Genomic DNA, 13,712 nt, shown 5'->3' with positions numbered 1-13,712 from the left:
AATCTATACTCTTTTTAGCGTATTTATCGTTTGCAACATTGAGTCGGCGGTTTGGATGGATTTTGAATTTGCCTCATACGCCCTTTGTCCTGTGATTAAGTCCGTCATTTCCTCTACTAACTTCACATTGCTCATCTCAATAAATCCCTGCCGAAGCGCGCCAAATCCCTCCATTCCCGGCACGCCATTTATCGGCTCACCCGAAGCATTTGTGTTTAGGTAGAGATTATCGCCTAGTGAGTGAAGCCCCGCTGGGTTTATAAAAACGGTCGTTTCAATCTGCCCAAGCGTATTTATCTGCGTAGAGTTCGCCTGCACCACGCTTACAATTCCGTCCGTGCCGATATTTATGTGTGTGGCGTCTTCGGGGATTGTGATATTTGGCACAAGGCGGTAACCCTCGCTATTTACGATATTGCCCTCGTTATCAAGCTTAAAACTCCCATCGCGCGTGTAGGCAATCGTCCCATCTGGCAACTCGATTTGAAAAAATCCGCGCCCTGTGATTGCGATGTCTAAATTATTTTCCGTCTCTTTTGGGTTGCCTTGCGAGAAATGCTTTGCGATGGCGACATTTCGCACACCAAGCCCCATCTCAATGCCTGTTGGCGAAATCGTAGTCTCGCTTGTCGAAGTCCCCGCGTATTGCATTGTCTGGTAAAACAAATCCGCAAACTCCGCGCGCTGCTTTTTGTAGCCGATGGTATTGACATTTGCGATATTGTTTGAAGTGGTATCCACTTGCGTTTGCATTCCTATCATTCCCGTAGTAGCCGTGTATAATGCTCGAATCATATTATCCTCCCTTTATTTATGCTCCAAAATTATGCTCTGTGTTGCGCTAGTTTGTTTATCGCCTCTGGAGCCAAATCATCTTGATAAGTTTTCATCACCTTGCTATAAATATCCACAAGGCGGTTTGTGGTGATAAGCGCAGTCATCTCTACCACAGGATTTATGTTGCTTTTTTCGATAAATCCACTCGCCACGACATTGTCATCGTTGATATTTACGCGCTCATCTATGCGTTCAGTTGGCAATTCGTAGAGATTGTCGCCGATTTTTTTCAAATATTTTGGATTCACAAAGCTCACAATCGCAACCGCACCGATAGGCTCAGCAACGCCCACGCTGTCATTTGTGATACTTCGCACGAAAATATCGCCATTTGGATTCACCTCAACATTGCTAACCGCCAAATCAATGGTGATTGTGCCACGCTCATCAATGCCCTCGCGTGAAAGCACGGGGTGTCCTTGCTTTGTTACAAGGACGCCGTTATTATCTAGCGTGAAAGCCCCATCTCGCGTGTATTTCACGCCATTTGGGGTAAGAATTGCAAAAAATGCGTCCTTATTTTTAAGTGCCAAATCTAGCGGATTGTCCGTCTTCTCAAAGCTCCCCACGCTCATATCGCTGTATTCTTCAACTACGCCGGGCACACGATTTATCGTGCGATTTAAAAATTTGGACGCCTCGCGTGTGTGATTATGCAATGGCAACTCGTGCTTAAACTCTTGGTAAAGGCGCAAAAAGTCGCCGATTACGACATCATCGCGCTTGTAGGCATTCGTATTTGCGTTTGCAAGGTTGTTTGAGATGGTATCAAGGCGGTTAAATTGCGCTATCATACCGCCTGTCGCGCCGTAAAATCCATTTAGCATTTATCAAATCCTATAAAAAAATGTGAAAAAAATATGAAAAAATTTGTAGTTTTTAAGCAAGATTCGTGCCATTCGCGCGATTTGTGCTAAAAGTGCGTGGATTGCTTTACGCGAAACTAGATTCGCCAAAGCAATGACGAAAATTATTTAGATTCGATGATTTGGATTTCGTGCGAATCTAGGGCGTAGAGTTTGTAGATTAAATCATCGATTTTGGATTCAAATGCGGATATTTCTTTGCCTTGCGCTTTTAGTGCTAAAATTTTATCCACTAAATTTATGATTTCATTTGTGATTTTTTGATTTTTGGCGGTGAGTTTTGGGAGCGGTATTTTATCGGTGGCTGTGGTGTTTAAGTGCATTGTCCTAATAGAATTTGAAAAGATAAATTTATAAACATACCAATTTATCAAAGTTGAGTTAAAAAGTGCCCAAGCAAAGCGCGAATCTAACTCCGTAAATACAAGTTGATTTATCGTATTTAGTAAAAATACTTTTTGCGAATCAGGCAATGTAGCGATAATTTTTATATGCGGTTTTGGGTTTTGAATGTGTGCGACAATATCTTGCACCAAAATCGAATTTGGCACTATTCTAGCGCAATTTGGCAATTTTGAAATATCATTGCAAAATCCTTTAAAAGATTTGATTCCATATCTGCCGATTTCTTTTCCGCCAATAAATGCGTGTTTGCCACGCTTTTTTAGTTTGTTTTGATATGATGAACCGCCGATATTTTTACAATATTTCCCCATCATTTCCCCTGTATTGCGAATCTTTACGCCCAAATCGATTTCCTTTTGGCTCAAACCATTCACAAAAAGCCCAAATAAATCAATGAGATTCTTATCCACGACAATGCCCAAATCTCGCTCATTTACGGGCTGATTTAGCGGTGGCAAAAATGTATTTGTATAAGATTCATATTTGTGATTTTTGCGAATCGCATAAATCACCATTTCAAGCAAAACATAGCTCCACGCCTTGCCACAATCGGTCAGCAAAAAGAGATTTGGTTGCAAAAAATCGCGCAGTGGCTTCCATTGTGCGACATAGACAATGGATTTTGGCACGATAAAGGTATTTATGCCGTTTTGACTTGCGATTTTGTCGGCAAGTAGGATAAAAAGTTGCGCTGTGTTTGTAGAGATGAGATTGTAGATGGCTTTATATTTTTGCCTATCCTCCGCGCTTAAATCCACGCCATAGGGCGGATTGCCGATGACTAAATCAAAGCCCATAAAGTCGCCATTTTCATTTAAAACTTCGGGGAACTCAAATCGCCACTCAAATGCGTTGCCATAGCCATTGCCATTCGAATCTAATTTGTCGCGCAAAAAATTGATATTTGCGGCACTTGCGAATGCTGCTCTTTTTTCATTTTCGTTTAGATTCACACCCGCAAATGAATTGCTAATGCCACAATCCAATCCCACAAATAGCGATTCGCCCTCCAAAGCAAATAGTCCATAAAGCGCGGTGTGATTTTTTATCGCCTTTTCTAACTCTTTTTTCGTCTTTGAATCTTTTAGCGTTAGGCGAAATGTCGCTTTTAGATTGTCAATCTTTTTTTCTATGTCGTTTTTGTTTGGCTTCAAAATCGCGCTGTCGGCGTTTTTGTAATCAAAAACGAGCTTTTTGTATTCGCTAATTTGATTTTTGATATTTTGCGTAGTGGGGAGCGAATCATTTAGGCTAAAACGCGATAAAAGCGAATTGCCGCATTTGATATTTATGTCAATGTTTGGGAGTGTTTGCATTTGGTGAATCTTATCGCTTAGATTCGCATCAAATCCCTCCGCCGAATCCACCAAATAATAGCTATTTTTTAGCAATTCTATCCAAAGGCGGAGCTTGCAAATCTCCACAGAGTTTGGATTTATATCCACGCCAAAGAGATTATTTTCGATTATGGATTTTTTGAGATTAAAAATGGCGACTTGAATCTTGTGATTTTCACTATTTACACGGGGTTTTTGATAGGTGAAAATTAGCCCCAATCTATCGCGCACAATGATTTCATCGCCGATAATAGCAACATTGCCCGAAGCGATATTTTCAATAAGCCCAAGTGCGTCATAAATCCCTATCATCGCATTTAGGGCGGATACCAAAAAATGCCCACTGCCCACCGCAGGGTCGCAAATCTTTACTTCGCGCAAAATTTGCAAAAAATCATCTTTGTGTTTGTTGAAATTTCTATCCACTTGTATGCGCAAATCAGTGAGATTCGCGCAATCCCACGCGAATCTTTCATTAAACTTTTGCACTACGATTTTTTGCAATCCAACTTCGCACATATAGCCTGTAATCGCGTTTGGCGTGTAAAAAGAGCCTTCTTTGTAGGCGTTTATTCGCTCAAAGACATTGCCTAAAATACTCGCATTTATGAGCGTATCGGCTTCGTATTCTTCGCCACTGCCAAAATCATAGCTATTCAAAAAATCCAAAAGATAGCGCAAAAGGTTGATTTTGGTTTGCGATTTGTATGAAAGCAACTCTTTGTCATTGCTTAAAGCGCGAATGTGGATTAGATTTTGCTCGATTTGACTTGGTGAAAAAAGCGATGAGTTAAGATATGGCAAGGCAAAAAATGGCGAATCCTTGTCGCGCTTGTCGTGCGATTTTGCAAAAACTTCAAAAAACAAATGCTCCAAACTTTGAAAATCTTTTATGTTTGCGTTGGTTAAAAATTTGTTTGCATTTTTGTCAATCCTATTTGTGCTAAAACGCACCAAATTTGCTTCAATCAGCTTTAAAAATAAGATTCGATTAAGCCACACGATGATTAGTGAGATGATATTTTCTTGCGTTTTATCAGCGTCATTTGGTAGCGAATCAGCGATATTGTGATAGAGCGTTCCGCTTACATTATTTGGGATAATTTTGTTTCTATCCTTGCCAGATTCGATAGTTTTTAGCCCCAAAATGTAGAGTAATTCTTTATAAAATGCTTCGTTGATTTCATCTTTGTGGATATATCTATCAAGCAAAAAATCAGGCGCAAACGCCTTTATAAAGGGCTTAAAATCGCTTGAATCTGTGGCATTTGCAATATTTCGCAAATTTAGGTGCAAGGGCATTAGATTTGCGCCAAAAGATTCAGCCCCAAAATACGCCTTTAACTCGTCATAAAAGTCGATATTTCGCTTTGAATCGTGCGCCAAATCACTTTTGATTAGCGATTTGTAGCGCGAATAAAGGCTTTTTATAAACTCATCTTTGTAAAAAACGCGCTCAAATTCGCTCTCTTTGAAAAAGAAAAATTCATAAAAATCGGTGATGATGATATATTTTAGCTCGAATCTTTTGCCTTGCAAAATCGCGCGTTCTTTTTCTCTCAAATAATACAAAATCGCTTCGTGCAATGCGGTTTTGTTGGGATTGTCCGCGCTTATCATTTCGGTATTTTGGGGCTTTTTTGCTTCAAAAATCACAGCGACATTATTTTCTTGATTGTTTTCTTGTGTGATGATTAAGTCAATCTCGCTTCTGCCTTGCGATTTTTGCTTTATTGCGGTGGTGAATCCTAGCGATTGCAAAAGCGGATTTAGCGCGTTTGCGACTAAATAATCTTCGTTTTGATTTAAGTCTAATTTGGGCAAATAATCGTTGATTTTTTGTCGAAAATCTTCGCACTGCTCGGGCTTGATTTTAGAGCCATAATACAAATCGCCACCCAAAAAACTTTTGATTTCTAATGGCGCATATTGCGGATTTAGTGTAATCATCATTTGTCCTTAAAAAAGCGAAATTGTAGCATAAAATATTAGATTCTGCGATTTTCGTGCAATAAATGCGAGTTTGCAGAATCTATGCCAAAAATTCGCAGAATCTATGCTAAAATCCGCGCTTAAAATTTATGTAATTTTATGCAATTTATGCAAAGGACTTTTATGGATTCACTTTTGCAAACTTTAAGCGAATCGCTTGGCTTGTGGGGCTATGTGATTTTGTTTTTTTACTCGCTTGGCGGGGGATTTGTCGCGCTTTTGGCAGCGGGGATAATTTCTAGCGCAGAATCTCTAAATATTTTCCTTTGCATTGTTGTGGCAGGATTTGCAAATCTCATCGGCTCGTCCGCACTTTTTTATCTCTCGCGCTATCAAAAAAGCGAAGTTATGCGATTTCTAAAAAATCACCGCCGAAAGATTGCTTTAAGCCACATTTGGATTAAGAAATTTGACTTTTGGATTATTTTCATTCACAAATATTTATATGGCATAAAGACGATAGTGCCGATGGTTGTGGGGTTTAGCAAGTATAGCGGGAGAAAATTTATGGCGTATAATATCCTTGCGTCATTTCTTTGGGCGGGGGCGATTGGCGGGAGTGCCTTTGTGATGGGCGAGACTTTGCGCCGTTTGTATGAGAAATATTCAAATCCTTATATTTTCCCGGCAATAGGCATTTGCGTGATTTTAATCATCATTTTTCTAGCAAAAAAAGCGACAAAATAATGCACGAATACTCCATAGTCCAGCACTTAATCGAGCTGAGCGAGCAAAACGCCCGCCAAAATAACGCAAAGAAAATCCACAAAATCACAATCGCCGTAGGCGAGCGAAGCGCGGTGGAGGTGGAGTTATTAAAAAGCGCGTTTGAGGTGTTTAAAAAAGAAAGCGAAATTTGCGTAGATTCTGCGTTAGAAGTCCGCAGAATCGCAGTTGAGTTGCGCTGCCAAACTTGCAATGCAAACTTTAAGGCAAAGGGATTAGAATACGGACTTTGCATTTTTTGCGGAAGCAGAAGCGTTGAGATAGCAAAAGGGATGGAGTTAGATTTGCTAAGATTAGAAATGGAAGGTGGATGATGGGTAATCAAAAGTTTGATGGTGTGTTTGAGCGATTTATACAAAATGTCGAAAATATCCGCGAGTCGTGGCAGATTGTCGAGTTTTTTGAAAATGAGATGCAGAAGTTTAAAGATGAGTTAAATGACTATGAGTTCAACATTAGCAAAGAGCAAAACGCGCTAAAAGACTTGCGAAGCGAGTATTTGGCACTGCAAGAGGAAATAAAAAGCGCAAAAGATGAGTTAGAATTGCTAAAAGATAGAAGCGAGAAAATTAGGGAGAGCGTGCCGGACTCGATTGATAACCTGCGGAAAAATCTCCCGCTTACGCCACTTGCAAAGGTTGATATTCGCTTGAAAGATGGCATTGTCGTGAAGGCAAATCCCGCCGATGATGTGTATAGCAGGGAGATTGCGGAGAAATATTTGCAGTGCCTCTGGGAGTTGAAGTCCATAAAGGCGCAGTTAGTTGATAGCGATTTGGAAAATACGAAGTTGCGGAAAGAAATTAGGGATTTGAAAGATAAAAGTGCGAAATGAAGCTATTTGTAAGCGCGCTTGAATACTCGGCAAATGTGCATTTGCGATATTTGCTGATGGAATTGGCGAAGTATGAAAATGTCGAACTATGCGGGATTTTTGATGAAAATATTTTAGATTCTGCGACTCGTGCGGGAGATTATAAAAACGCAGAATCTCAAAATCCCCCCTCCCTTGCGGAGGGGGCTAGGGGGTGGGTAGATTCTGCGTCTCAAAAAACATTCGCAATCAACGGCAAATCCATCTGCGATATAAACAAAGTCGCCGTGATGGGGTTTGTGGATGTTTTGAAAAAAATGCGATTTTTTTTGGACTTGCGGAAAAAGTGCCTAAATCTCGCCATTTCCGCCGATAAAATTTTGCTTATGGATAGCAGTTCGTTTAACCTCCCCCTTGCAAAAAAGATTAAAAAAATCGCTCCGCAAAGAAAAATTATGTATTACATTCTCCCGCAGGTGTGGGCGTGGAAGGCTTGGCGTGCGAAGGCGGTGGAGCGATATTGCGATAAACTTTGCGCGATTTTGCCCTTTGAGGTGGAGAGATATGCGAAAAAAGCGGAGTTTGTGGGGCATCCGCTGATGGATGAGATAGAATATTTTAGAGATTCTGCGAATACAGAATCTAATACAAAAAACGGCGAAAATCTCGCAGAATCTGCTTCACTTCGTCATTGCGAGGCACAAAGTGCCGAAGCAATCCACGATTCTGCGAATGCAGAATCCAAAATAGATTCGTCATTGCGAGGCAGTGGCGAAGCCACAACGAAGCAATCCAAAAAAAAATGTCATACTGAGCGAAGCGAAGTATCTCATTTTAGATTCTGCGATTCTGTGAATCCGTCGCCAAAACACTTTTTGAAGTTCATTTCTTTTTCGCAAAAAGGGCTGCACCCCCCTACCCCGCTCCCCCCTACGCGCCAAAAAGCAGCCGCTTTTTCGCTTTTAGGGGGGAGAGCCTCGCTTAATCCGCTTCTAGCAAAAAATCGGCACTCGCACTACTGCAACCTTGAATCCGATTTTTTGCACCACGAAGCGGGCGAGATTAAGGGTGCTTCGCACGGATTAGATTTTAATGTGGATTGCCACGATTCTGCTTTGCAGAATCTCGCAATGACGGAAAAATCGCAGAATCTAGATTCTGCGAATTATGCAAAAAACGCAGAATCTACCGAGATTTTTGCCTTTATGCCCGGCAGTCGATTGAGTGAAATTCGGCGCATTTTCCCCATTTTTCGGCAGGTAAAGGATATTTTAAAAAAGCGAGCAGATTCTGCAAATCAAGCGCAATTCGCAGAATCTAAAATAGATTCGTCATTGCGAGGCAGTGTGAGCGTAGCGAACACAACGAAGCAATCCAAACAAAATTTAGTCGCGCAAAGCGCACCCGAATCTCGCCCGCTTCGTGGTGCAAAAAATCGGATTCAAGGTTGCAGTAGTGCGAGTGCCGATTTTTTGCTAGAAGCGGAAAAGCGAGGCACTCCCCCTAAAAGCGAAAAGCGTGAGCTTTTGGCGCGTAGGGGGAGCGGGGCGGGGGGTGCAGCCCTTTTGCGAAAAGATTCAAGCGAATCAAATGATAAAAATAGCGAAACTATTGCAGATTCTGCGATTCGCATAAAAAACACAGAATCTAACGCAAAATCGCAGAATCTAAAAAGAGATTCTTCGCTTCGCACTTCGCACTTCGCTCAGAATGACAAAAATCCTATGGATTGCCACGATTTTGCTACGCAAAATCTCGCAATGACGGAAAATGACGCATTAGATTCTGCGAATGAAACCAAAATTGCCAAATCTTGCAATGACGAAAAAAATCAACAATTCGCAGAATCTAGCAACAAAAATCAGCATTCCCCCCGCCGCGCTCCGAAGTTTTATTTGATTATCCCACACAAATTCGCAGGGCAGAATCTCGCCGAAATTTACGGCGATTTGAGCGATTTTGAGATTAGTTTTGATGCGCATAGGACGCTTTTTCAAAGCGATTTTGCCTTTATTTGCTCGGGCACGGCGACTTTGGAGTGCGCGCTCATTGGGACGCCATTTGTGCTTGGGTATAAAACTCGCGCATTTGAGGCGTTTATCGCGAGGTGCTTTTTGAAAATCAAATACATTGGTTTGGCGAATATTTTGTATGAGAAAATCGCGGAAGATTCTGCGTTTCACACGGAATTGGTGCAGGATGAGATGAGCGCGGAAAATCTGCTAAATGCGCTAGATTCTGCGAATAAAGATGAATTTTTGCAAAAATCTATTGCACTGCGAAAATACTTGCAAAAAGGTAGCGCACAGGCGGTTGCAAAACTGCTTTATGATTTATAAATGAAATTTATGCTATAAATCTCATAAATTTTTGTGAAGGAAGTAGAGATGGAGTCAAAAAAGAAGATAATTTATGCGGTTGTTTTAGTTGTGGTGCTGGGCGTTGCGGGGTTTTTGTATAAGGATAGTTTGCTCTCACTTGTGGGATTTGGCGGTGGAAGTCAAATAGTGGAGGATTTGGAAATGCCACTGCCACAAGCACCGCAAGGCTCAGAATCTGCGGATTTTACGCCAAATGCGATGGATTCTGCGCCAAGTGAGACTTGCGCGATTGATGAGTGTGGGGCAGATTCTGCGACACAAACACTTGCCCCCTCCACAAATAAGGGCGGACAAAGCGCAGATTCTGCGAAAAATCCACTAGAAAAAAAGTCTCCCGTAAAAGACAGCACAAAAGAAGCGAAAAAACCAAAAAAGTCCCCAAAACAAGCAATAGATGCGATAAAATCGCTACTTGAACCCTGCCAAAATAAGGACGCAAAATCTTGCGCGAATATTGCTGAAATTTATGGCGATGATTTGGGCGATTATGCGCTTGGCGTGGCGTTTGCCAAAAAGGCGTGTGATTTAAAATCGCTTGATGGATGCTATGTGCTTGGCGTGAAATATTATCGCGGAGATGGCGTTAAGCGCGATGTAAAGCAAAGTTTTTCGCTATTTAAGCAAGTGTGCGATGGCGGGAAAATGCAGGGGTGCAATAATTTGGGCGTGATTTACAACAACGATGAGGGTGGTATAAAACGCGATAAAAAGAAAGCACAGGCACTCTTTAAAAAGGCGTGTGATAGCGGATACAAGCCAAGTTGCGAGAATTTAGCGAAAATCAAATAAGGGACAAAAATGCGACAAGAGCCAATGACTGAGCGCGGATACAACGCGATTTGCGCGAAATTAAAGGAATTAAAAGAGGTTGAGCGACCAAATATCGTAAAAGAGATTGATATCGCGCGCTCACACGGCGACTTGAAGGAAAATGCCGAATATCACGCGGCGCGCGAGAAGCAGGCGTTTATCGAAGCGCGGATTGCCGAGCTGAGCGAGATTTTGGCGAATATTAAGATTATCGACCCATCAAAGAGCGCGCATAAAAGCGTTAGCTTTGGGAGCACGGTGCGGTTAGTGGAGGTTGAGAGCGAAAAGGAATTTGAATATACGATTGTAGGTTCGTATGAAAGTGCGCCGGAGAAGGGCTACATTTCCTTTCACTCGCCCATTGCAAAAAGTATCATTGGGAAAAGTGTGGGCGATGAGGTGAGTATCAAACTGCCACGCGGTGAGAGTGAATTTGAGATTGCGGAGATTTTTTATAGGGAGATTGAGCTGTGAAAATAAAGGTGAAAAAATTGGTAGATTCTGCGATTTTGCCAAAGTATCAAAGTGCGGGTGCTGCGGGATTTGACTTGCATAGCGTAGAATCTAGCGAGATTTTGCCCGGCGGATTTTGCGCGGTGAAAACGGGACTTGCCTTTGAAATCCCGCAAGGTTACGAAGTGCAGGTGCGCCCACGAAGCGGACTTGCGTTTAAAAACGGCATTAGCGTTTTAAACACGCCCGGCACGATTGATAGCGACTATCGCGGGGAAATTATGGTGATTTTGTTTAATTTTGGCAAAGAAAAGTTTGAGATAAAAAAGGGCGATAGAATCGCGCAGGCGGTTTTGGCGCAGGTGTTTTTGGCGGACTTTGCGTTAAGCGATGAGCTAGATTCTACGAAAAGAGGGGAGGGCGGATTTGGTAGCACGGGGATTTAGGTGTGCGCCGTTTGGGACGCTTAATGTGTCTTTATGGGACACTGCGCCTTTTTTGCTTTTATGGAAGAGTTTGGCAGATTTTGCGAATCGTGCGAAAAACAGCGACTTTATCGCAAAATCGCAGAATCTCATAAAAATCGCAGAATCTGCGCTCAATTCGTCATTGCGAGTGAGTGAAGCGAGCGTGGCAATCCATAATACAGATTCTGCGAATTTAGATTCTGCGACTCGCACGGGAATTTTTGCGAATACTTTGTCATTGCGAGATTCTGCGTTTAACGCAGAATCGTGGCAATCCAAATCAATTTGTCATTTTGAGCAAAGCGAAAAATCTCTTTTTAGATTCTGCGATTCTGCGAATCTATCGCCAAAACCTATTTCAAAGTCTCTTATTTTTTCGCAAAAGGGCTGCACCCCCCACCCCGCTCCCCCTACGCGCCAAAAGCTGCCGCTTTTCGCTTTTAGGGGGAGTGCCTCGCTTTCTCCGCTTCTAGCAAAAAATCGGCACTCGCACTACTGCTCGTTTGCTCCCGATTTTTTGCACCACGAAGCGGGCGAGATTAAGGGTGCTTCGCACGAATTAGATTTTAATTTGGATTGCCACGATTTGACTTCGTCAAATCTCGCAATGACGAAAAAAATACAAAAAAACGCAGAATCTAGCACAGAATCGCAGAATCTCAACGCAGAATCTAATTCGCAAATTACCCACCCCCTGCGCCACCCTAGCGCAAGGGAGGGGGAACGATTCGATTCAAATTCCGCAAGGGAGGGGGATTTTTGGATTGCCACGAAGTCGCACTTAAACGCGCGACTTCTCGCAATGACGGAAAAAATCCAAAAAAACGCAGAATCTAGCACAGAATCGCAGAATCTCAACGCAGAATCTAATACAAAAAATACCCACCCCCTAACCCCCTCCGCAAGGGAGGGGGAACAAAAGGCGAAAACCTCCGCAAGGGAGGGGGAACAAATTGCAGAATCTGCCACAAAAACGCAGAATCCAAAAATCACATTTAAGGAACTAAAATGAGCATAAAAAATAATCTAAATTTCATAAAAAATGAATTTAGCAGTGATGAGAAAATCATCGAAGGTGCGTTTAAATTAGAGATTTTGTATCGGCGGTATCGGCATATTATTTGGGGCGCGGTAATTGCGGTAATTGCGCTGTTTGCTGTGCTTGGGATAAAAAATTATATCGCAGAATCTAATGCAAAAAAATCAAGTGCGATTTTGGAAAAACTGCTTGAAAATCCAAGCGATGAAACTCTCCGCGCGGACTTGCAAAAAAGCAATAAAAATTTATATGAATTATTTTTGCTAAAAGACGCGCTAAATAATGGCAATATCGCGCAACTGCAAGAAGTCGCGCAAAATGCGGACAAGAAAAACGCAAATGAAAGCGATTTGGCGCAGTTTTTGGCGAACTATCATTTCGCCTCTTTTGAGCGAGATGTGGAAAATCTAAGCAAAAGCGGGAAGTTTGCCATCGGCGATTTTGCCAAAGTGCAGGAAGCATATCTCTTGCTAAAAGATGGCAAAATTAGCGAGGCGAAAAATATTTTAAGTGCTATCCCAAGCGATTCTACGTTAAAAGAATTGGTGGATTTGCTCTACCACTCGACAATCAACTTGCATAAGGAACATAAATGAAAATAGTTTTTTTGGCGATTGCGCTTTTGTTTTTTGGGTGCAGCGAAAAGCAATATTTCACGCCACAAAAGGAAATGATAAGTGGCGAATTTGAGATTTATGACAAACTGCCAAGCGATATTATTTTGGCAAATAAAAATGGCGCGGTTTTGGAAAATGGCGCACTTGTGACAAAAAAAGGCATTGTTGAGGCGAGATTAAATGAAAACTATTTATTTTTAAATGTGGCAGATTCTGCGATAGTTGTGGGAGATTACAGCAATAATAGTGTGCATTTTTTAAGCAGTGATGGGAAGATTTTGAAAAGTTTTGAATTTGAGTTTATGCCGTTGAGTGCGAGTGTGAAGGGCGATATTTTGGCGGTGGTGCTTGCGAATAATACTGCGATTTTGTGGGATACAAAGACAAATGAGCAACTTTTCATCGATAAAGGCGGAAGCGTTTATGCCATAAGTGCGAAAAATGCCTCGCCGTATTTTTTGGATTCTACGATTATTTTTCCTATGTTAGATGCGAGACTGCTCGTGGTGAGCGCGAATAACTATAAGATTCTGCGAAATATTACGCTAGGCGGGGGAAATTATTTTGGCAATGTCATTTATTTAAGCGTAAAGGGCGAAAATCTAATCGCCGCGACAAATAGCAAGGTTAGCACGATAGTGAGCGGAAAAGAGTTTAATTACGCGGTGAATATCAATGACATTTTGCATAAAAATGACAAAATTTATATTTTGAGTTTGGAGGGCGAAGTGATTATGCTAGATTTGCTTTTAAATGAACTTAATAAAAAGAAATTCCCCTTTGCCACGCTATCTTCGCTTACGGTGAATGAATATATTTACGCATTAGAATCGCAGGGATTTTTGATAAAAATCCATCCAAAAGATTTTAGCGATAGCATTTATAAAATCAACATTGGCGCGTATAAAAGCAGTTTTGCGACTGATAAAATCATCTATTATGATAACAAAATCATAAAAGTGAAGTAG

13 protein-coding genes are annotated in these 13,712 nt (G+C 41.6%); 10 read left to right on the top strand and 3 right to left on the bottom strand.

The features are described from left to right. Positions 1-3: 3 nt before the first annotated feature. The 3 genes from flgG to ACWIUD_RS01720 all read right to left on the bottom strand — a co-directional run bounded on the left by flgG (position 4) and on the right by ACWIUD_RS01720 (position 5,398). Positions 4-795, bottom strand: a complete 792-nt coding sequence (gene flgG / locus ACWIUD_RS01730) for a flagellar basal-body rod protein FlgG (protein WP_454146083.1) — start codon at positions 793-795, stop codon at positions 4-6. Positions 796-824: 29 nt separating this feature from the next. Beyond that, positions 825-1,664, bottom strand: a complete 840-nt coding sequence (locus tag ACWIUD_RS01725; protein WP_454146081.1) for a flagellar hook-basal body protein — start codon at positions 1,662-1,664, stop codon at positions 825-827. A 143-nt stretch (positions 1,665-1,807) separates the two neighbouring features. Next, positions 1,808-5,398 (bottom strand): type IIG restriction enzyme/methyltransferase, encoded by a 3,591-nt coding sequence (locus ACWIUD_RS01720; protein WP_454146079.1) that lies wholly within the window; start codon positions 5,396-5,398, stop codon positions 1,808-1,810. 162 nt (positions 5,399-5,560) lie between these two features. Here ACWIUD_RS01720 and ACWIUD_RS01715 point away from each other — a divergent pair, with 162 nt between their 5' ends. The 10 genes from ACWIUD_RS01715 to ACWIUD_RS01670 are packed head-to-tail and all read left to right on the top strand — an operon-like array spanning position 5,561 to position 13,712. Continuing rightward, complete coding sequence (locus ACWIUD_RS01715; RefSeq protein ID WP_454146077.1) at positions 5,561-6,124, top strand: DedA family protein; 564 nt, start codon at positions 5,561-5,563, stop codon at positions 6,122-6,124. Beyond that, positions 6,124-6,477: a hydrogenase/urease nickel incorporation protein HypA gene (hypA, locus tag ACWIUD_RS01710; protein ID WP_454135809.1), complete on the top strand. Its 354-nt coding sequence runs from the start codon at positions 6,124-6,126 to the stop codon at positions 6,475-6,477. Before ACWIUD_RS01715 ends, hypA begins: the two co-directional genes overlap by 1 nt. Beyond that, the gene (gene mua, locus ACWIUD_RS01705; RefSeq protein WP_454135807.1) at positions 6,474-6,998 is read left to right on the top strand and encodes a nickel-binding protein Mua; all 525 of its coding nucleotides are present in this window, start codon (positions 6,474-6,476) and stop codon (positions 6,996-6,998) included. The genes hypA and mua overlap by 4 nt, the downstream gene beginning before the upstream one ends. Then, entirely contained in the window at positions 6,995-9,316 is a 2,322-nt protein-coding gene (locus ACWIUD_RS01700; RefSeq protein WP_454146075.1) for a hypothetical protein, read from the top strand. Before mua ends, ACWIUD_RS01700 begins: the two co-directional genes overlap by 4 nt. Positions 9,317-9,364: 48 nt before the next feature. After that, positions 9,365-10,147, top strand: a complete 783-nt coding sequence (locus tag ACWIUD_RS01695) for a tetratricopeptide repeat protein (RefSeq protein ID WP_454146073.1) — start codon at positions 9,365-9,367, stop codon at positions 10,145-10,147. A gap of 9 nt (positions 10,148-10,156) precedes the next feature. Continuing rightward, complete coding sequence (gene greA, locus ACWIUD_RS01690) at positions 10,157-10,642, top strand: transcription elongation factor GreA (protein WP_454146071.1); 486 nt, start codon at positions 10,157-10,159, stop codon at positions 10,640-10,642. After that, positions 10,639-11,067 carry a dUTP diphosphatase gene (gene dut / locus ACWIUD_RS01685; RefSeq protein ID WP_454135800.1) on the top strand — a complete coding sequence of 143 codons (429 nt, stop codon included), beginning with the start codon at positions 10,639-10,641 and terminating at the stop codon, positions 11,065-11,067. The genes greA and dut overlap by 4 nt, the downstream gene beginning before the upstream one ends. Next, a complete protein-coding gene (locus ACWIUD_RS01680) occupies positions 11,048-12,100 on the top strand; it encodes a hypothetical protein (RefSeq protein WP_454146069.1) in 1,053 nt (350 codons plus the stop codon). The genes dut and ACWIUD_RS01680 overlap by 20 nt, the downstream gene beginning before the upstream one ends. After that, entirely contained in the window at positions 12,097-12,723 is a 627-nt protein-coding gene (locus tag ACWIUD_RS01675) for a hypothetical protein (RefSeq protein ID WP_454146067.1), read from the top strand. The genes ACWIUD_RS01680 and ACWIUD_RS01675 overlap by 4 nt, the downstream gene beginning before the upstream one ends. Next, the gene (locus ACWIUD_RS01670) at positions 12,720-13,712 is read left to right on the top strand and encodes a hypothetical protein (RefSeq protein ID WP_454146065.1); all 993 of its coding nucleotides are present in this window, start codon (positions 12,720-12,722) and stop codon (positions 13,710-13,712) included. The genes ACWIUD_RS01675 and ACWIUD_RS01670 overlap by 4 nt, the downstream gene beginning before the upstream one ends.

The sequence above is a fragment of the Helicobacter sp. 23-1044 genome (assembly GCF_053654695.1).
The sequence above is the reverse complement of the archived record's forward strand: the minus strand, read 5'-3'. Positions and strand labels throughout refer to the sequence as shown.